This window comes from Pseudomonas atagonensis (assembly GCF_011369485.1).
Lineage (GTDB): Bacteria > Pseudomonadota > Gammaproteobacteria > Pseudomonadales > Pseudomonadaceae > Aquipseudomonas > Aquipseudomonas atagonensis.
In genome coordinates, this window is sequence record NZ_VXCA01000034.1 from 16,506 (window position 1) to 34,228 (window position 17,723).

The following is a 17,723-nucleotide window of genomic DNA, read 5'->3' on the forward strand; positions in this document are numbered from 1 at the left end:
AGGGTGTTTAGCCATAAAATCAGCGCGATTGATTGCTGCGACATATCGTCACTGCCTTATTTCTTTATCAAGCTCAGAGACCTTTGCTCTCTGTTAAGGATTACCAGCATGCCCGAAGCGACAGGACTCATGGCCCACAACTGGGGCTTTGCCATTTTCCTTCTGGGTGTAGTCGGCCTGTGTGCCTTCATGCTCGGCGTCTCCAGCCTCCTCGGGTCAAAAGCCTGGGGCCGCAGCAAAAACGAACCGTTCGAGTCCGGCATGCTACCTACCGGTGGCGCCCGCTTGCGGCTCTCAGCCAAATTCTATCTGGTCGCGATGCTCTTCGTGATCTTCGATATCGAAGCCCTCTTTCTCTTTGCATGGTCTGTGTCCGTCCGCGAAAGCGGCTGGACCGGATTCGTCGAAGCTCTCGTTTTCATAGCAATTCTGTTGGCAGGTCTTGTCTACCTGTTCCGAGTGGGCGCCCTTGACTGGGCTCCGGAAGCTCGTCGCAAGCGGCAGGCGAAGCTGAAACAATGAGGCTTTGGCAATGCAATACAATCTCACCAGAATCGACCCCGATGCTCCTAACGAGCAGTATCCGATCGGCGAACGGGAAACCGTTTCCGATCCGTTAGAAGATCAAGTCCACAAAAACATTTTCATGGGCAAGCTGGAAGACGTGCTGAGTGGCGCGGTCAACTGGGGACGTAAGAACTCCCTGTGGCCGTACAACTTCGGCTTGTCGTGCTGCTACGTGGAAATGACCACCGCCTTCACGGCGCCCCACGACATCGCGCGCTTCGGCGCCGAAGTTATCCGGGCATCTCCGCGTCAGGCCGACTTCATGGTTATCGCCGGTACCTGCTTCATCAAGATGGCGCCGATCATTCAGCGTCTCTACGAGCAAATGCTCGAGCCGAAATGGGTTATCTCCATGGGTTCGTGCGCCAACTCCGGTGGCATGTACGACATCTACTCCGTGGTTCAAGGGGTGGACAAGTTCCTGCCTGTGGACGTCTACGTACCTGGCTGCCCGCCCCGTCCGGAAGCATTCCTTCAAGGCTTGATGCTGTTGCAGGAATCGATTGGACAGGAGCGTCGTCCGCTTTCCTGGGTCGTTGGTGATCAAGGCGTCTATCGCGCCGACATGCCTTCGCAAAAGGAACAGCGCCGCGAACAGCGAATCGCAGTCACCAACCTGCGCAGCCCTGACGAAGTCTGATCCAGATCTGTTCTTACAAAGAAACGAGAAGCTGGCTTCATTCTTTACGTTGACCGAAAGCGAAAAAATAACCATGACTACAGGCAGCGCTCTGTACATCCCGCCTTATAAGGCAGACGACCAGGATGTGGTCGTCGAATTGAACAACCGTTTTGGCGCCGAAGCGTTTACCGCTCAGTCGACCCGCACCGGCATGCCGGTGCTGTGGGTGGCTCGCGCCAGACTCGTTGAAGTCCTGACTTTCCTGCGCAACCTGCCCAAGCCGTACGTCATGCTCTATGACCTGCACGGCGTGGACGAGCGTCTGCGCACCAAGCGTCAAGGGCTGCCATCGGACGCCGAGTTCACCGTGTTCTATCACCTCATGTCGCTTGAGCGTAATAGTGACGTGATGATCAAGGTTGCCTTGTCCGAGAGCGACCTGAGCTTGCCGACCGTCACCGGTATCTGGCCGAACGCCAACTGGTACGAGCGTGAAGTCTGGGACATGTACGGCATCGACTTCAAAGGCCACCCGCACCTGTCGCGCATCATGATGCCGCCAACCTGGGAAGGTCACCCGCTGCGCAAGGACTTCCCGGCGCGCGCCACCGAGTTCGATCCGTTCAGCCTCAACCTCGCCAAGCAACAGCTTGAGGAAGAAGCCGCGCGCTTCCGTCCTGAAGACTGGGGCATGAAGCGTTCCGGTGCCAACGAGGACTACATGTTCCTCAACCTGGGCCCGAACCACCCTTCGGCGCACGGTGCATTCCGCATCATTCTGCAACTGGACGGCGAAGAGATCGTCGACTGCGTCCCGGACATCGGTTACCACCACCGTGGCGCCGAGAAGATGGCCGAGCGTCAGTCCTGGCACAGCTTCATCCCGTACACCGACCGTATCGATTACCTCGGCGGCGTGATGAACAACCTGCCGTACGTGCTCTCGGTCGAGAAGCTGGCCGGCATCAAGGTACCCGAGAAGGTCGACGTCATCCGCATCATGATGGCCGAGTTCTTCCGGATCACCAGCCACCTGCTGTTCCTGGGTACCTACATCCAGGACGTCGGCGCCATGACCCCGGTGTTCTTCACCTTCACCGACCGCCAGAAGGCCTACACGGTGATCGAAGCCATCACCGGTTTCCGTCTGCACCCGGCCTGGTACCGCATTGGTGGCGTCGCCCACGACCTGCCACGCGGCTGGGAAAAACTGGTGAAAGACTTCGTTGAATGGCTGCCAAAACGCCTCGACGAATACACCAAGGCTGCCCTGCAGAACAGCATCCTCAAGGGTCGTACCATCGGCGTTGCCCAGTACAACACCAAGGAAGCTCTGGAATGGGGCGTCACCGGTGCTGGCCTGCGTTCCACCGGTTGCGACTTCGACCTGCGTAAAGCGCGCCCGTACTCGGGCTACGAGAACTTCGAGTTCGAAGTACCGCTGGCCGCCAACGGCGATGCCTACGACCGCTGCATGGTTCGCGTCGAAGAGATGCGCCAGAGCATCAAGATCATCGACCAGTGCATGCGCAACATGCCGGAAGGCCCGTACAAGGCGGATCACCCGCTGACCACGCCGCCGCCGAAAGAGCGCACGCTGCAGCACATCGAAACCTTGATCACGCACTTCCTGCAAGTTTCGTGGGGCCCGGTCATGCCGGCCAACGAATCCTTCCAGATGATCGAAGCGACCAAGGGCATCAACAGTTATTACCTGACGAGCGACGGCGGCACCATGAGCTACCGTACCCGGATCCGTACTCCGAGCTTCCCGCATCTGCAACAGATCCCTTCGGTGATCAAAGGCAGCATGGTCGCGGACTTGATTGCGTACCTGGGTAGTATCGACTTCGTTATGGCCGACGTGGACCGCTAAGCATGAACAGCACGCTTATCCAGACAGACCGTTTCACCTTGAGTGAAACCGAGCGCTCGGCCATCGAGCACGAGCTGCATCACTACGAAGACCCGCGCGCGGCGTCGATCGAAGCCCTGAAGATTGTTCAGAAAGAACGCGGCTGGGTGCCGGATGGCGCCCTGTACGCAATCGGCGAGATCCTCGGCATCCCTGCCAGCGACGTTGAAGGTGTGGCGACGTTCTATAGCCAGATCTTCCGTCAGCCGGTTGGCCGTCACATCATTCGCGTCTGCGACAGCATGGTCTGCTACATCGGCGGCCACGAGTCGGTGGTCAGCGAAATCCAGAACAATCTGGGCATCGGCCTGGGTCAGACCACCGCCGACGGTCGTTTCACTCTGCTGCCTGTCTGCTGCCTCGGCAACTGCGACAAGGCACCGGCGCTGATGATCGACGACGACACCTTTGGCGACGTGCAGCCTGCTGGCGTGGCCAAACTGCTCGAGGGCTACGTATGACCCTGACATCTTTCGGTCCTGCCAACCGCATTCAGCGTTCGGCCGAGACTCACCCGCTGACCTGGCGTCTGCGTGACGACGGCGAAGCCGTTTGGCTCGACGAGTATCAGGCCAAGAACGGTTACGCGGCTGCGCGCAAAGCCTTCGCCGACATGGATCAGGACGCCATCGTCCAGACCGTGAAAGACGCCGGCCTTAAAGGTCGCGGCGGTGCAGGCTTCCCCACTGGAGTGAAGTGGGGTCTGATGCCCAAGGACGAATCCATCAACATCCGCTACCTGCTGTGCAACGCGGATGAAATGGAGCCGAACACCTGGAAAGACCGCATGCTGATGGAGCAACTGCCCCATCTGCTGATCGAAGGCATGCTGATCAGTGCCCGCGCACTGAAAACCTACCGTGGCTACATCTTCCTGCGTGGCGAATACACCACCGCCGCCAAGCACCTCAACCGTGCCGTGGAAGAAGCCAAGGCTGCAGGCCTGCTGGGTAAAAACATTTTGGGCAGCGGCTTTGATTTCGAACTGTTCGTCCACACCGGCGCCGGGCGTTACATCTGCGGTGAAGAAACCGCACTGATCAACTCCCTCGAAGGCCGCCGCGCCAACCCGCGCTCCAAGCCGCCCTTCCCTGCCGCCGTGGGCGTGTGGGGCAAGCCGACTTGCGTGAACAACGTAGAAACTTTGTGCAACGTGCCGGCGATCATTGCCGACGGCGTGGACTGGTACAAATCGTTGGCCCGCGAAGGCAGCGAAGACATGGGCACCAAGCTCATGGGCTTCTCCGGCAAAGTGAAAAACCCGGGCCTGTGGGAACTGCCGTTCGGCGTCACCGGTCGCGAGTTGTTCGAAGACTACGCCGGCGGCATGCGCGACGGTTACAAACTCAAGGCCTGGCAGCCAGGTGGCGCCGGTACCGGTTTCCTTCTGCCTGAGCACCTCGACGCACAAATGTACGCCGGCGGCATCGCCAAAGTGGGCACCCGTATGGGTACCGGCCTGGCCATGGCGGTGGACGACAGCGTCAACATGGTCTCCTTGCTGCGCAACATGGAGCAGTTCTTCGCTCGCGAGTCGTGCGGCTTCTGCACCCCGTGCCGCGATGGTTTGCCATGGAGCGTCAAGCTCTTGATGGCCATCGAACAAGGCCGTGGTCAGCCAGGCGACATCGAGACCCTGCTGGGTCTGGTCAACTTCCTCGGCCCGGGCAAGACCTTCTGTGCTCACGCACCGGGTGCCGTGGAGCCGTTGGGCAGTGCCATCAAATACTTCCGTCCAGAGTTCGAAGCCGGTATCGCGCCTGCAAGCGCCGCCGTCCCGCCTCTGGCAAGGCCGATCGTAGTCGGCGCGTAAACGCTTAAAAAGGCGAAGGGTCCGTGCCCTTCGCCTTTCGTCCGATGACGCCTTTCGGGGCTGACTGGATTCGGACGGATAACAAGATTCCATTAGCCACGCCCGCTGACACCGGGCCAACGAAGACCTTTGAACCATGGCCACTATCCACGTAGACGGCAAAGCGCTCGAAGTCGACGGGGCAGACAACCTGTTACAGGCATGTCTGTCGCTGGGCCTCGACATTCCATATTTCTGCTGGCACCCGGCGCTTGGTAGCGTCGGGGCTTGCCGCCAGTGCGCGGTCAAGCAGTACACCGACGAGAACGACACCCGTGGTCGCATCGTCATGTCCTGCATGACGCCTGCCACCGACAACACCTGGATCTCCATCGACGATGAAGAGTCCAAGGCATTCCGCGCCAGTGTTGTTGAATGGCTGATGACCAACCACCCGCACGACTGCCCTGTGTGCGAAGAAGGCGGTCACTGCCACCTGCAAGACATGACGGTGATGACCGGTCACAACGAGCGCCGTTATCGTTTCACCAAACGCACCCACCAGAACCAGCAACTGGGCCCGTTCATTTCCCACGAAATGAACCGCTGCATCGCTTGCTACCGCTGCGTGCGTTTCTACAAGGATTACGCTGGCGGCACCGACCTCGGTGTGTTCGGCGCCCACGACAACGTGTATTTCGGTCGCGTTGAAGACGGCACCCTCGAAAGCGAGTTCTCCGGCAACCTCACCGAGGTCTGCCCGACCGGTGTGTTCACCGACAAGACTCACTCCGAGCGCTACAACCGCAAGTGGGACATGCAGTTCTCGCCGAGCATCTGCCATGGCTGCTCCAGCGGTTGCAACATCTCCCCGGGCGAGCGTTACGGCGAACTGCGTCGCATCGAAAACCGTTTCAACGGTTCGGTAAACCAGTACTTCCTGTGCGACCGTGGCCGTTTCGGTTATGGCTACGTCAACCGCACCGACCGTCCACGTCAGCCGCTGCTGGCCGACGGCACCAAGCTGGGTCTCGACGCCGCGCTGGATAAAGCCGCCGATCTGCTGCGCGGTCGCAATATCGTTGGTATCGGTTCGCCGCGTGCCAGCCTTGAAAGCAACTACGCGTTGCGTGAACTGGTCGGCGCCGAGCACTTCTACTCCGGTATCGAAGCCTCTGAACTGGAACGCATCCGCCTGGTCCTGCAAGTGCTGAAGGACAGCCCGCTGCCAGTGCCGAACATGCGCGACATCGAAGACCACGACGCCATTTTCGTCCTCGGTGAAGACCTGACTCAGACTGCTGCGCGTATGGCCCTGGCTCTGCGTCAGTCGGTCAAAGGCAAGGCCGAAGACATGGCCGAAGCCATGCGCGTTCAGCCTTGGCTCGACGCGGCAGTGAAGAACATCGGTCAGCACGCGCTGAACCCGCTGTTCATCGCCAGCCTGGCGGAAACCAAGCTCGACGACATCGCCGAAGAATGCGTACACGCAGCTCCGGACGACCTGGCCCGCATCGGTTTCGCCGTGGCTCACGCCCTGGACGCCAGCGCACCGGCCGTTGAAGGTCTGGACGCAGAAGCGCAGGAACTGGCCAAGCGCATCGCCGACGCCCTGCTCGCCGCCAAGCGTCCGCTGATCATCGCTGGTACTTCGCTGGGCTCCAAAGCCTTGATCGAAGCTGCTGCGAATATCGCCAAGGCCCTGAAGCTGCGCGAGAAGAACGGTTCGATCAGCCTGATCGTGCCGGAAGCCAACAGCCTCGGTCTGGCCATGCTCGGTGGCGAATCGGTCGACGCTGCGCTGCAAGCAGTCATCGACGGCAAGGCCGACGCCATTGTCGTGCTGGAAAACGATCTGTACACCCGCACCTCGAAAGCCAAGGTCGATGCGGCACTGAACGCTGCGAAAGTCGTGATCGTTGCCGACCATCAGAAGACCGCGACCAGCGACCGCGCCCACCTGGTTCTGCCAGCGGCGAGCTTCGCTGAAGGCGACGGTACTTTGGTTAGCCAGGAAGGTCGTGCCCAGCGCTTCTTCCAGGTTTTCGATCCGCAGTACATGGACGCCAGCATTCTGGTTCACGAAGGCTGGCGCTGGCTGCACGCCCTGCGCGCCACCCTGCTGAACCAGCCGATCGACTGGACGCAACTCGACCACGTTACCGCGGCCGTTGCTTCGAGCACCGGGCAACTGGCGCGTATCGTTGACGCTGCCCCATCCGCTGCGTTCCGCATCAAGGGTCTGAAACTGGCGCGTGAGCCGCTGCGTTACTCCGGTCGCACTGCAATGCGCGCCGACATCAGCGTTCACGAACCGCGCACCCCGCAAGACAAAGACACCGCGTTCGCCTTCTCCATGGAAGGTTACTCGGGTTCGGCTGAGCCACGTCAGCAGGTTCCATTCGCCTGGTCGCCAGGCTGGAACTCGCCACAAGCGTGGAACAAGTTCCAGGACGAAGTCGGTGGTCACCTGCGCGCTGGCGATCCGGGCACCCGCCTGATCGAAAGCACTGGCGATTCGCTGAACTGGTTCGCTGCCGCGCCGCGTGCGTTCAACCCGGCGCCGGGCACCTGGCAAGCCGTGCCGTTCTATCACCTGTTCGGCAGCGACGAAAACTCGTCGAAAGCCGCTCCGGTGCAGGAACGCATTCCGGCTGCCTACGTGTCGCTGGCCAAGTCCGAAGCGGATCGTCTGGGCGTCAACGACGGTGCCCTGCTGAGCCTGAACGTCGCCGGCCAGACCCTGCGTCTGCCGCTGCGCATCAATGAAGAACTGGGCGCAGGTCTGGTGGCCTTGCCTGCGGGCATCGCCGGCATTCCACCGGCATTCGCCGGCGTGTCCGTCGACGGTCTGCAGGAGGCAGCGCAATGACCTGGTTCACCCCTGAAGTGATCGATGTGATCCTGTCGGTCATCAAAGCCATCGTGATTCTGCTGGCCGTTGTGGTCGCAGGCGCGTTGCTCAGCTTTGTCGAACGTCGCCTGCTGGGCTGGTGGCAGGACCGTTACGGTCCGAACCGCGTTGGCCCGTTCGGCATGTTCCAGATCGCCGCCGACATGCTGAAGATGTTCTTCAAGGAAGACTGGACCCCGCCGTTTGCCGACAAAGTGATCTTCACTTTGGCACCGGTGGTGGCCATGTCCGCCCTGCTGATCGCGTTTGCGATCATCCCGATCACCCCGACCTGGGGCGTGGCGGATCTGAACATCGGCCTGCTGTTCTTCTTCGCCATGGCCGGTCTGTCGGTCTACGCGGTGCTGTTCGCCGGCTGGTCGAGTAACAACAAGTTCGCCCTGCTCGGCAGCTTGCGTGCCTCGGCACAAACCGTGTCCTACGAAGTGTTCATGGGCCTGGCCCTGATGGGCATCGTGGTGCAGGTCGGCTCGTTCAACATGCGCGACATCGTCGAGTACCAGGCGCAGAACCTGTGGTTCATCATTCCGCAGTTCTTCGGCTTCTGTACCTTCTTTATCGCTGGCGTCGCCGTGACTCACCGTCACCCGTTCGACCAGCCGGAAGCAGAACAGGAACTGGCCGACGGTTACCACATTGAATACGCCGGTATGAAATGGGGCATGTTCTTCGTCGGTGAATACATCGGCATCATCCTGATCTCGGCGCTGTTGGTCACCCTGTTCTTCGGTGGCTGGCACGGTCCGTTCGGCATCCTGCCGCAACTGTCCTTCGTCTGGTTCGCACTGAAGACCGCGTTCTTCATCATGCTGTTCATCCTGCTGCGCGCTTCCATTCCGCGCCCGCGTTATGACCAGGTGATGGATTTCAGCTGGAAATTCTGCCTGCCACTGACCCTGATCAATTTGCTGATAACCGCTGCGGTTGTGTTGTGGAACACACCTGCGGTTGCGGTTCAGTGAGGATTTGACCCATGTTCAAATATATTGGCGACATCGTTAAGGGTACTGGTACCCAGTTGCGCAGCCTGGTCATGGTCTTCGGCCATGGCTTTCGCAAGCGCGACACCCTGCAATACCCGGAAGAGCCGGTCTACCTGCCGCCACGCTACCGTGGCCGTATCGTCCTGACCCGTGACCCCGATGGCGAAGAGCGTTGCGTAGCCTGCAACCTGTGCGCCGTGGCTTGCCCGGTGGGTTGCATCTCCCTGCAGAAAGCTGAAACCGAAGACGGTCGCTGGTACCCGGACTTCTTCCGTATCAACTTCTCGCGCTGCATTTTCTGCGGTCTCTGCGAGGAAGCCTGTCCGACCACCGCAATCCAGCTGACGCCGGATTTCGAGATGGCCGAGTTCAAACGTCAGGACCTGGTGTACGAGAAAGAAGATCTGCTGATCTCCGGCCCCGGCAAAAACCCTGATTACAACTTCTATCGTGTTGCAGGTATGGCAATCGCTGGCAAGCCTAAAGGCTCCGCGCAGAACGAAGCCGAACCGATCAACGTGAAGAGCTTGCTGCCTTAAGGAAGAACGATGGAATTCGCTTTCTATTTCGCATCGGGTATCGCGGTTGTGTCCACGCTTCGCGTGGTCACCAACACCAACCCTGTGCACGCCCTGCTCTACCTGATCATCTCGTTGATCGCCGTGGCCATGACCTTCTTCGCACTGGGCGCACCATTCGCCGGCGTGCTGGAAGTGATCGCCTACGCTGGCGCCATCATGGTGCTGTTCGTGTTCGTGGTGATGATGCTGAACCTGGGGCCCGCCTCGGTTCAGCAAGAACGCAGCTGGCTCAAGCCCGGAATCTGGGCAGGGCCGGTGATTCTCGCAGCCTTGCTGCTGGCCGAACTGCTGTATGTGCTGTTCGCTCATCAGAGCGGTCAGGCCATCGGCCACACCACCGTAGACGCGAAAGCCGTGGGCATCAGCCTGTTCGGCCCGTACCTGCTGGTGGTCGAACTCGCCTCGATGCTGCTGCTCGCCGCAGCCGTCACGGCGTTCCATTTGGGCCGTAACGAGGCGAAGGAGTAAGACATGCCTGCTATCCCTCTCGAACATGGATTGGCCGTTGCCGGCATCCTGTTCTGCCTTGGTCTGGTCGGCCTGATGGTCCGCCGCAACATTTTGTTCGTGTTGATGAGCCTGGAAGTGATGATGAACGCCTCTGCACTGGCCTTCATCGTTGCAGGCGCCCGCTGGGCGCAGCCGGATGGACAGATCATGTTCATCCTGGTGATCAGCCTTGCAGCCGCCGAGGCCAGTATCGGTCTGGCGATCCTGCTGCAACTGTATCGCCGCTTCCACACGCTCGATATCGACGCTGCCAGTGAGATGCGCGGATGAACCTGATCTTTCTGACTTTCGTATTCCCTCTGATCGGTTTCCTGCTGCTGTCCTTCTCCCGTGGACGCTGGTCGGAAAACCTCTCGGCGCTGATCGGCGTGGGTTCCATTGGCTTGTCGGCGATTGTCGCCGCCTACGTCATCTGGCAATTCAACGTCGCGCCTCCCGAAGGCGGTCACTACACCCTGGTGCTTTGGCAGTGGATGGCGGTGGAAGGCTTCAAGCCTGACTTCGCCCTCTACGTCGACGGGCTGTCGATCACCATGCTCGGCGTGGTGGTGGGCGTGGGTTTCCTGATCCACCTGTTCGCGTCCTGGTACATGCGCGGCGAAGCGGGCTACTCGCGCTTCTTCTCGTACACCAACCTGTTTATCGCCAGCATGCTGTTCCTGGTGCTCGGCGATAACCTGTTGTTCCTGTACTTCGGCTGGGAAGGCGTGGGCCTGTGCTCGTACCTGTTGATCGGTTTCTACTACAGCAACCGCAACAACGGTAACGCCGCACTCAAGGCTTTCATCGTGACCCGGATCGGCGACGTGTTCATGGCCATCGGCCTGTTCATCCTGTTCCAGCAAGTGGGCACGCTGAACATCCAGGAACTGCTGGTGCTGGCACCGCAGAAATTCCAGGTTGGCGATTTCTGGATCACTCTGGCAACCCTGATGTTGCTGGGTGGCGCAGTCGGTAAATCGGCGCAACTGCCGCTGCAAACCTGGCTCGCGGACGCGATGGCTGGCCCGACCCCGGTTTCGGCACTGATCCACGCCGCAACCATGGTGACCGCCGGTGTCTACCTGATCGCCCGTACCCACGGTCTGTTCACCCTGGCGCCGGAAATCCTGCACCTGGTCGGCATCGTCGGTGGTGTGACCCTGGTTCTGGCCGGTTTCGCCGCTCTGGTACAAACCGACATCAAACGTATCCTCGCCTACTCGACCATGAGCCAGATCGGCTACATGTTCCTGGCGCTGGGTGTTGGTGCATGGGATGGCGCGATTTTCCACCTGATGACCCACGCCTTCTTCAAGGCTCTGCTGTTCCTTGCTTCCGGTGCGGTGATCGTTGCCTGCCACCACGAGCAGAACATCTTCAAGATGGGCGGTCTGTGGAAAAAACTGCCACTGGCCTACGCCAGCTTCATTGTTGGCGGCGCGGCACTGGCTGCTCTGCCACTGGTTACTGCGGGCTTCTACTCCAAGGACGAAATCCTTTGGGAAGCGTTCGCCAGCGGCAACCACGGTCTGCTCTACGCAGGTCTGGTCGGCGCGTTCATGACCTCGCTGTACACCTTCCGCCTGATCTTCATCACGTTCCACGGTGAAGCCAAGACTGAAGCCCACGCCGGTCACGGCATCGCTCACTGGCTGCCTCTGTCGGTGCTGATCGTGCTGTCGACCTTCGTCGGCGCCATGATCGTTCCACCGCTGCACGGCGTACTGCCGGAAAGCGTCGGCCATGCCGGTGGCGAAGCCAAGCACAGTCTGGAAATCGCCTCGGGCGCCATCGCTCTGGCCGGTATCCTGCTGGCAGCGTTGCTGTTCCTCGGCAAGCGTCGCTTCGTGACGGCGATCGCCAACAGCGGCATCGGCCGTTTCCTCTCGGCCTGGTGGTTTGCTGCCTGGGGCTTCGACTGGATCTACGACAAACTGTTCGTCAAGCCGTACCTTGCGATCAGCCACATGCTGCGCAAAGACCCGCTCGACCAGACCATCGGTCTGATCCCGCGTATGGCCAAGGGTGGTCACACTGCCCTGAGCCGCACCGAGACCGGTCAACTGCGTTGGTACGCTGCTTCGATGGCTGCTGGTGCCGTGCTGGTTATTGGCGCCATCGTGCTGGTAGCGGTCTGATATGAACCTTGCGAATTTGCGAAAGGAAACGAGCCCGTCATGATTCTGCCTTGGCTAATCCTGATCCCCTTCATCGGCGGCCTGCTGTGCTGGATGGGTGAGCGCTTCGGCGCTACCCTCCCCCGCTGGATTGCGCTGTTGACCATGACCCTGGAACTCGCCCTCGGCCTCTGGCTGTGGGCCCACGGTGACTATTCATTTGCTCCGGCGCCTGGCGCCGATCCGACCTGGGCGCTTGAGTTCAAGCACGTCTGGATCCAGCGCTTCGGCATCAACGTGCACCTGGCCCTCGACGGCCTGTCGCTGCTGATGATCCTGCTGACCGGCCTGCTGGGTATCCTCTCGGTACTCTGCTCGTGGAAAGAGATCCAGCGTCACGTTGGCTTCTTCCACCTGAACCTGATGTGGATCCTGGGCGGCGTTGTCGGCGTGTTCCTCGCCCTCGACCTGTTCATGTTCTTCTTCTTCTGGGAAATGATGCTGGTGCCGATGTACTTCCTCATCGCGCTCTGGGGTCACAGTTCTTCGGACGGCAAGAAAACCCGGATCTACGCTGCGACCAAGTTCTTCATCTTCACTCAGGCTTCCGGCCTGATCATGTTGGTGGCGATCCTCGGTCTGGTGCTGGTCAACTTCAACAACACTGGCGTGATTACCTTCAACTACGCCGACCTGTTGAAAACCAAGATGTCGATGACCACCGAGTACATTCTGATGCTCGGCTTCTTCATCGCCTTCGCGGTCAAGCTGCCAGTGGTTCCGTTCCACTCTTGGCTGCCTGACGCTCACGCCCAGGCACCGACTGCAGGTTCCGTCGACCTCGCTGGTATCTTGCTGAAAACCGCCGCTTACGGTCTGCTGCGTTTCGCCCTGCCGCTGTTCCCGAATGCCTCGGCCGAATTCGCGCCGATCGCTATGACCCTCGGTCTGATCGGGATCTTCTACGGTGCGTTCCTGGCGTTCGCGCAAACCGACATCAAGCGTCTGATCGCCTTCTCGTCCGTTTCCCACATGGGCTTCGTACTGATCGGCATCTACTCCGGCAGCCAACTGGCGCTGCAAGGCGCCGTGATCCAGATGCTGGCCCACGGTCTGTCGGCGGCGGCACTGTTTATCCTCAGCGGTCAGTTGTACGAGCGTCTGCATACTCGTGACATGCGTGAGATGGGCGGTCTGTGGTCGCGTATCGCTTACCTGCCGGCCATCAGCCTGTTCTTTGCAGCCGCTTCGTTGGGTCTGCCGGGCACCGGTAACTTTGTCGGCGAGTTCCTGATCCTGATCGGCTCCTTCGCCAGCGCCCCATGGGTCACCGCGATTGCCACCTCCGGCCTGGTGTTCGGTTCGGTCTACTCGCTGATCATGATCCACCGTGCTTACTTCGGTCCGGCCAAATCGGATTCGATCCTGCACGGCATGGACGGTCGCGAACTGATCATGGTGCTGGGCCTTGCGGTACTGCTGATTTACCTCGGCGTTTACCCGCAACCGTTCCTCGACACTTCTGCCGCCACGATGCATGGCGTCCAGCAGTGGCTCGGCACCGCCTTCACTCAACTCGCTTCGGCCCGGTAAGAGCGCTATGGAATTCACGATTCAACACTTTATTGCGCTTGCGCCACTGTTGATCACCAGCCTCACCATTATCGTGGTGATGCTGGCAATCGCCTGGCGCCGCAACCACTCGCAGACCTTCCTGATTTCGGTCGCTGGTCTGAACCTGGCCTTGCTGTCGATCCTGCCGGCTCTGAAAGTCGCGCCTCTGGCCGTGACCCCGTTGCTGCAGATCGACACCTTCGCCTGCCTGTACATGGCGCTGATCCTGGTCGCCACCCTCGCCTGCGTCACCCTCGCCCACGCCTACCTCGGTGATGGCGGTTCGGGTTACCCGGGCAACCGTGAAGAACTGTACCTGCTGATCCTGATGGCCGCCGCCGGTGGTCTGGTTCTGGTCAGCGCGCAGCACCTGGCCGGTTTGTTCATCGGTCTGGAACTGCTCTCGGTACCGGTCTACGGTCTGGTGGCTTACGCCTTCTTCAACAAGCGCTCGCTGGAAGCCGGCATCAAGTACATGGTGCTGTCGGCCGCCGGTTCCGCATTCCTGTTGTTCGGTATGGCGCTGCTGTACGCAGACTCGGGTTCGCTGAGCTTCGTTGGCATTGGTCAGGCACTGGCTGCAACCGGCCTGCCTAGCTCGCTGGCACAACTGGGCCTGGGCATGATGCTGATCGGTCTGGCGTTCAAACTGTCGCTGGTACCGTTCCACCTGTGGACGCCAGACGTCTACGAAGGTGCTCCGGCACCGGTCGCCGCGTTCCTCGCCACGGCGTCGAAGGTTGCGGTGTTTGCGGTAATGGTGCGTCTGTTCCAGATCTCCCCTGCCGCGAGCAGTGGCGTGCTGAGCGACGTGCTGACCGTGATCGCCATCGCCTCGATCCTGTTCGGTAACCTGCTGGCTCTGACTCAGAGCAACCTCAAGCGTCTGCTCGGTTACTCGTCCATCGCGCACTTCGGCTACCTGCTGATCGCACTGGTGGCGAGCAAGGGTCTGGCGGTGGAAGCCATCGGCGTCTACCTGGTCACCTACGTGATCACCAGCCTCGGCGCCTTCGGCGTGATCACCCTGATGTCCTCGCCGTACAACGGTCGTGACGCCGACGCACTGTACGAGTACCGCGGCCTGTTCTGGCGCCGTCCGTACCTGACCGCCGTCCTGACCGTGATGATGTTGTCCCTCGCTGGTATCCCGCTGACCGCGGGCTTCATCGGCAAGTTCTACATCATCGCTACCGGTGTCGAGTCGCATCAATGGTGGCTGGTCGGTTCGCTGGTGCTGGGCAGCGCCATCGGCGTGTTCTACTACCTGCGCGTGATGGTCACCCTGTACCTGATCGAACCAAACCTGCGTCGCCACGACGCCCAGCTGCACTGGGAACAGAAAGCAGGCGGCGTAATGCTGCTGGCCATCGCCCTGGTCGCGTTCTTCCTGGGTGTGTACCCGCAGCCATTGCTGACTCTGGTTCAGCAGGCGGGTCTGGCGGGCTGATTGCTCCGTTAGGACTGGCAACAAAAGAAACGGCACCTTCGGGTGCCGTTTTTGTTTTTGTGGGATTTAGCCTCTCGAGCGCTTGCGCCAACGCCTTCGCGAGCAAGCCCGGCTCCCACAGGTTTCGATGGTGTTCATAAAGTCTGTAATCACCCTGGATCACTGTGGGAGCGAGCCTGCTCGCGAAGGCGTCGGCACATCCAACCTCTTCTTCCCCTGACACCCCGCCGCTATCACCATTCGGCGTTGGGCGCTGCTGCGGGATTGTTCCGACACGGCAGCTGCGCAGCCTCTTCATAGATCAGTCGAACGTTCCCACCGCCCCCGTCAACTCGTCCTACAGGTGCTTCCACGACCGGAGTCTACCGTTGAACAAGGGACGAAAAGCAAGGCCAGGAGGCCTTGACCGATTCGATTATCGAGACAACACTATACGCAGGTAACGTACAGTATACGGATGCTCTATTTATCGAATTACCTGTGTTTCAGAAGCACCGAGACGACTATCTGGATGACGATCTGTTTCGCAGCTTTCAACTGGAGTTGCTGAAAAATCCGGAAGGGGGCGATCTTATCGAGGACACAGGCGGGCTTCGTAAAATTCGCTTTGGCGACCAACGAAGAGGGAAAGGAAAACGCAGCGGATTACGAGTGATTTATTACTGGTGGTCAGGCTTCGACCAGTTCTGGCTCTTTACCGTCTACAACAAAAACGAGCAGGACGATCTGACGCCTGCCCAGAAAAAACTTTTCAGACAAACGCTGAATAGAGAACTCAACGCGAGAACCCACCATGAAACGTGACATTTTTTCCGAACTGATGGATGGCCTGGAAGCATTGGCCGATGAACGTCAAGGCAAGATCACCTTGCGTACCCACAAGGTGCAATTGCCAAAACTGATGCCGATCACTGCAGAGGAAGTCATAGCCATCCGTCAGCAACTTAATCTTTCCCGGTCAGTATTCGCGATGTATCTACGCACCAACACGCGAACGCTCGAAAACTGGGAGCAAGGACGAGCAACACCCAATGCTCAAGCAACGACTCTGATTCGTCTGGTCGAGCGTTTTCCACAGACAATCGAACAACTCGCGGCCCTGACCTGACAGAGGTTTTCATTCCAGACACATGACGAAATTGTAATTCCCCCATCACCTTGGCGTTATCCGCAGCTTGCAACGATGTCACCCGGCGACCATGCCGGCGGGCCCTGCCCCGTCGAACAATAAAACCCACGCCGAAGCACGTTCCCGTTCTGCCGAACCCAAGGAGTGTTTGATGGTTAACAATACAAAAATGTCGATGGCCGCTTTAGCAGTGGTGCTCGGCTCCGGGCCGTCCATGGTGTTTGCAGAAGAAAAACCCGAAGGGTTTATCGAAGGCAGCAGCCTGACGGTGCTCAACCGCAACTACTACTTCAATCGTGATCACCGCAACGGCCAGTCCAGCCCTACCGGCAATGGTTATTCCGAAGCCTGGGCACATGCGGTGATCAGCAAGTTCGAATCAGGATTTACCCAAGGCACCGTGGGGGTCGGTGTTGACGCTTTTGCGATGATCGGACTGAAACTCGACACCGGCGACGGGCGCAACGGTGGGCGCAGTTCGTTTGATGTATTGCCGGTCAACAGTGACGGTGAGGCACGGGATGAATACACCAAGGTCGGGGGCGCCGCGAAAGTGCGGGCGTTCGATACCGTGGTCAGGGTTGGTGATGTGTTCCCGGCCAACCCAGTGGTCGCAGCCGGTGACTCGCGATTGCTGCCGGAGAGCTTTCGCGGTGTGACGGCGACCAACACCAGCATCGAAGGTCTGTCGGTGCAGGGCGGTCGATTGCATGCGATGAGCCAACCGGTGTCGAGCGACATGCGCGAGAACTTCGCCACCTTCTACGCCGGGCCGGTCAACTCGCCGTGGATCGCCTATGGCGGCGGCGATTATGCGCTGAACAAGAATCTCAGTTTCAGCCTTTACTCCAGCCGCCTCAAGGATGCCTGGAATCAGTACTACGCCGGTACGGCGTGGACGTACCCACTGTCCGATGACCTGTCGCTGTTCGGTGGCCTGAACTATTACAAGGCTGTCGATGAGGGCAAACAACTGCTCGGCGAGTTCGACAACAACATCTGGAGCGGCCGTGCGGGCGTGAAATTCGGCGCCCACTCCGTCGCCCTCTCCCACCAGCGCAACAACGGCAACGACGACTTCGATTACCTGCGTCAGTCCGACTCGATCTTCCTCGACAACTCCATCCAGTACAGCGACTTCAACTCGCCCAAGGAACGTTCGTGGATGGTGCGCTACGACCTCGACATGACGACCTACGGCGTCCCCGGCCTGTCGTTCATGACGCGATATGCGCGTGGCACCGACGCCGACTATTCCAACGCCAACGCCGTGTACATGCGCCGCGATGCCGACGGCAATCCGCTGACCGACCAGAAGCGTTGGGAGCGCGATATCGAAGTCAAATACGTGGTGCAAAGCGGTTCGATGAAAGATCTTTCTCTGCGCCTGCGCCAAGCCACCACTCGCGCCACGGCATTCGAGTCGGATCTGGATGAAGTGCGGGTAATTGTCGAATACCCGCTGGCGATTCTCTGAGTTTAACGAGCAACACCATTCACCTTTTAGAAGCTCCTTGCTCCTTTGGTCAGAGGTGAATCTTTTGGCG

The 17,723-nt window shown here is 59.7% G+C and carries 16 protein-coding genes; all 16 read left to right on the forward strand.

The features are described 5' to 3' along the window. Nucleotides 1–108 precede the first annotated feature (108 nt). The 16 genes from F2P67_RS22660 to F2P67_RS22735 all read left to right on the forward strand — a co-directional run bounded on the left by F2P67_RS22660 (nucleotide 109) and on the right by F2P67_RS22735 (nucleotide 17,653). Nucleotides 109–522 (forward strand): NADH-quinone oxidoreductase subunit A, encoded by a 414-nt coding sequence (locus F2P67_RS22660; RefSeq protein WP_003223812.1) that lies wholly within the window; start codon nucleotides 109–111, stop codon nucleotides 520–522. A 10-nt stretch (nucleotides 523–532) separates the two neighbouring features. Continuing rightward, the gene (locus F2P67_RS22665; protein ID WP_003223809.1) at nucleotides 533–1,207 is read left to right on the forward strand and encodes a NuoB/complex I 20 kDa subunit family protein; all 675 of its coding nucleotides are present in this window, start codon (nucleotides 533–535) and stop codon (nucleotides 1,205–1,207) included. 73 nt (nucleotides 1,208–1,280) lie between these two features. Next, nucleotides 1,281–3,065, forward strand: coding sequence for an NADH-quinone oxidoreductase subunit C/D (nuoC, locus tag F2P67_RS22670; RefSeq protein ID WP_166223974.1), 1,785 nt, complete (start codon nucleotides 1,281–1,283; stop codon nucleotides 3,063–3,065). A gap of 2 nt (nucleotides 3,066–3,067) precedes the next feature. Then, nucleotides 3,068–3,565, forward strand: coding sequence for an NADH-quinone oxidoreductase subunit NuoE (nuoE, locus tag F2P67_RS22675; protein WP_003223804.1), 498 nt, complete (start codon nucleotides 3,068–3,070; stop codon nucleotides 3,563–3,565). After that, nucleotides 3,562–4,917, forward strand: coding sequence for an NADH-quinone oxidoreductase subunit NuoF (gene nuoF / locus F2P67_RS22680; protein ID WP_166223978.1), 1,356 nt, complete (start codon nucleotides 3,562–3,564; stop codon nucleotides 4,915–4,917). The genes nuoE and nuoF overlap by 4 nt, the downstream gene beginning before the upstream one ends. A gap of 136 nt (nucleotides 4,918–5,053) precedes the next feature. After that, entirely contained in the window at nucleotides 5,054–7,768 is a 2,715-nt protein-coding gene (gene nuoG / locus F2P67_RS22685; protein ID WP_166223981.1) for an NADH-quinone oxidoreductase subunit NuoG, read from the forward strand. Continuing rightward, nucleotides 7,765–8,772: an NADH-quinone oxidoreductase subunit NuoH gene (gene nuoH / locus F2P67_RS22690; RefSeq protein ID WP_166223984.1), complete on the forward strand. Its 1,008-nt coding sequence runs from the start codon at nucleotides 7,765–7,767 to the stop codon at nucleotides 8,770–8,772. Before nuoG ends, nuoH begins: the two co-directional genes overlap by 4 nt. A gap of 11 nt (nucleotides 8,773–8,783) precedes the next feature. Next, nucleotides 8,784–9,332: an NADH-quinone oxidoreductase subunit NuoI gene (gene nuoI / locus F2P67_RS22695; protein ID WP_003223795.1), complete on the forward strand. Its 549-nt coding sequence runs from the start codon at nucleotides 8,784–8,786 to the stop codon at nucleotides 9,330–9,332. A gap of 9 nt (nucleotides 9,333–9,341) precedes the next feature. Further along, nucleotides 9,342–9,842 (forward strand): NADH-quinone oxidoreductase subunit J, encoded by a 501-nt coding sequence (nuoJ, locus tag F2P67_RS22700; protein WP_025108991.1) that lies wholly within the window; start codon nucleotides 9,342–9,344, stop codon nucleotides 9,840–9,842. Nucleotides 9,843–9,845: 3 nt separating this feature from the next. Next, nucleotides 9,846–10,154 carry an NADH-quinone oxidoreductase subunit NuoK gene (gene nuoK / locus F2P67_RS22705; protein ID WP_003180046.1) on the forward strand — a complete coding sequence of 103 codons (309 nt, stop codon included), beginning with the start codon at nucleotides 9,846–9,848 and terminating at the stop codon, nucleotides 10,152–10,154. Continuing rightward, nucleotides 10,151–12,004, forward strand: a complete 1,854-nt coding sequence (gene nuoL, locus F2P67_RS22710; protein WP_166223987.1) for an NADH-quinone oxidoreductase subunit L — start codon at nucleotides 10,151–10,153, stop codon at nucleotides 12,002–12,004. The genes nuoK and nuoL overlap by 4 nt, the downstream gene beginning before the upstream one ends. A gap of 39 nt (nucleotides 12,005–12,043) precedes the next feature. Then, nucleotides 12,044–13,576 carry an NADH-quinone oxidoreductase subunit M gene (gene nuoM / locus F2P67_RS22715; RefSeq protein ID WP_166223989.1) on the forward strand — a complete coding sequence of 511 codons (1,533 nt, stop codon included), beginning with the start codon at nucleotides 12,044–12,046 and terminating at the stop codon, nucleotides 13,574–13,576. A gap of 7 nt (nucleotides 13,577–13,583) precedes the next feature. Further along, nucleotides 13,584–15,047 (forward strand): NADH-quinone oxidoreductase subunit NuoN, encoded by a 1,464-nt coding sequence (nuoN, locus tag F2P67_RS22720; protein ID WP_007920173.1) that lies wholly within the window; start codon nucleotides 13,584–13,586, stop codon nucleotides 15,045–15,047. Between the two features lie 402 nt (nucleotides 15,048–15,449). Next, nucleotides 15,450–15,851, forward strand: coding sequence for a type II toxin-antitoxin system RelE/ParE family toxin (locus F2P67_RS22725; protein ID WP_166223992.1), 402 nt, complete (start codon nucleotides 15,450–15,452; stop codon nucleotides 15,849–15,851). After that, the gene (locus F2P67_RS22730; RefSeq protein ID WP_027614657.1) at nucleotides 15,841–16,155 is read left to right on the forward strand and encodes a helix-turn-helix domain-containing protein; all 315 of its coding nucleotides are present in this window, start codon (nucleotides 15,841–15,843) and stop codon (nucleotides 16,153–16,155) included. Before F2P67_RS22725 ends, F2P67_RS22730 begins: the two co-directional genes overlap by 11 nt. A gap of 172 nt (nucleotides 16,156–16,327) precedes the next feature. Further along, on the forward strand, nucleotides 16,328–17,653 hold the full coding sequence (locus F2P67_RS22735) for an OprD family porin (protein WP_166223995.1): 1,326 nt from the start codon (nucleotides 16,328–16,330) through the stop codon (nucleotides 17,651–17,653). The last annotated feature ends 70 nt before the right edge of the window (nucleotides 17,654–17,723 follow it).

Excerpts from the sequence above, each read along its gene's own strand:
- F2P67_RS22660 (WP_003223812.1), top strand. The coding sequence starts at position 109 with ATGCCCGAAGCGACAGGACTCATGGCCCACAACTGGGGCTTTGCCATT.
- F2P67_RS22665 (WP_003223809.1), top strand. The coding sequence starts at position 533 with ATGCAATACAATCTCACCAGAATCGACCCCGATGCTCCTAACGAGCAG.
- nuoC (WP_166223974.1), top strand. The coding sequence starts at position 1,281 with ATGACTACAGGCAGCGCTCTGTACATCCCGCCTTATAAGGCAGACGAC.
- nuoE (WP_003223804.1), top strand. The coding sequence starts at position 3,068 with ATGAACAGCACGCTTATCCAGACAGACCGTTTCACCTTGAGTGAAACC.
- nuoF (WP_166223978.1), top strand. The coding sequence starts at position 3,562 with ATGACCCTGACATCTTTCGGTCCTGCCAACCGCATTCAGCGTTCGGCC.
- nuoG (WP_166223981.1), top strand. The coding sequence starts at position 5,054 with ATGGCCACTATCCACGTAGACGGCAAAGCGCTCGAAGTCGACGGGGCA.
- nuoH (WP_166223984.1), top strand. The coding sequence starts at position 7,765 with ATGACCTGGTTCACCCCTGAAGTGATCGATGTGATCCTGTCGGTCATC.
- nuoI (WP_003223795.1), top strand. The coding sequence starts at position 8,784 with ATGTTCAAATATATTGGCGACATCGTTAAGGGTACTGGTACCCAGTTG.
- nuoJ (WP_025108991.1), top strand. The coding sequence starts at position 9,342 with ATGGAATTCGCTTTCTATTTCGCATCGGGTATCGCGGTTGTGTCCACG.
- nuoK (WP_003180046.1), top strand. The coding sequence starts at position 9,846 with ATGCCTGCTATCCCTCTCGAACATGGATTGGCCGTTGCCGGCATCCTG.
- nuoL (WP_166223987.1), top strand. The coding sequence starts at position 10,151 with ATGAACCTGATCTTTCTGACTTTCGTATTCCCTCTGATCGGTTTCCTG.
- nuoM (WP_166223989.1), top strand. The coding sequence starts at position 12,044 with ATGATTCTGCCTTGGCTAATCCTGATCCCCTTCATCGGCGGCCTGCTG.
- nuoN (WP_007920173.1), top strand. The coding sequence starts at position 13,584 with ATGGAATTCACGATTCAACACTTTATTGCGCTTGCGCCACTGTTGATC.
- F2P67_RS22730 (WP_027614657.1), top strand. The coding sequence starts at position 15,841 with ATGAAACGTGACATTTTTTCCGAACTGATGGATGGCCTGGAAGCATTG.
- F2P67_RS22735 (WP_166223995.1), top strand. The coding sequence starts at position 16,328 with ATGGTTAACAATACAAAAATGTCGATGGCCGCTTTAGCAGTGGTGCTC.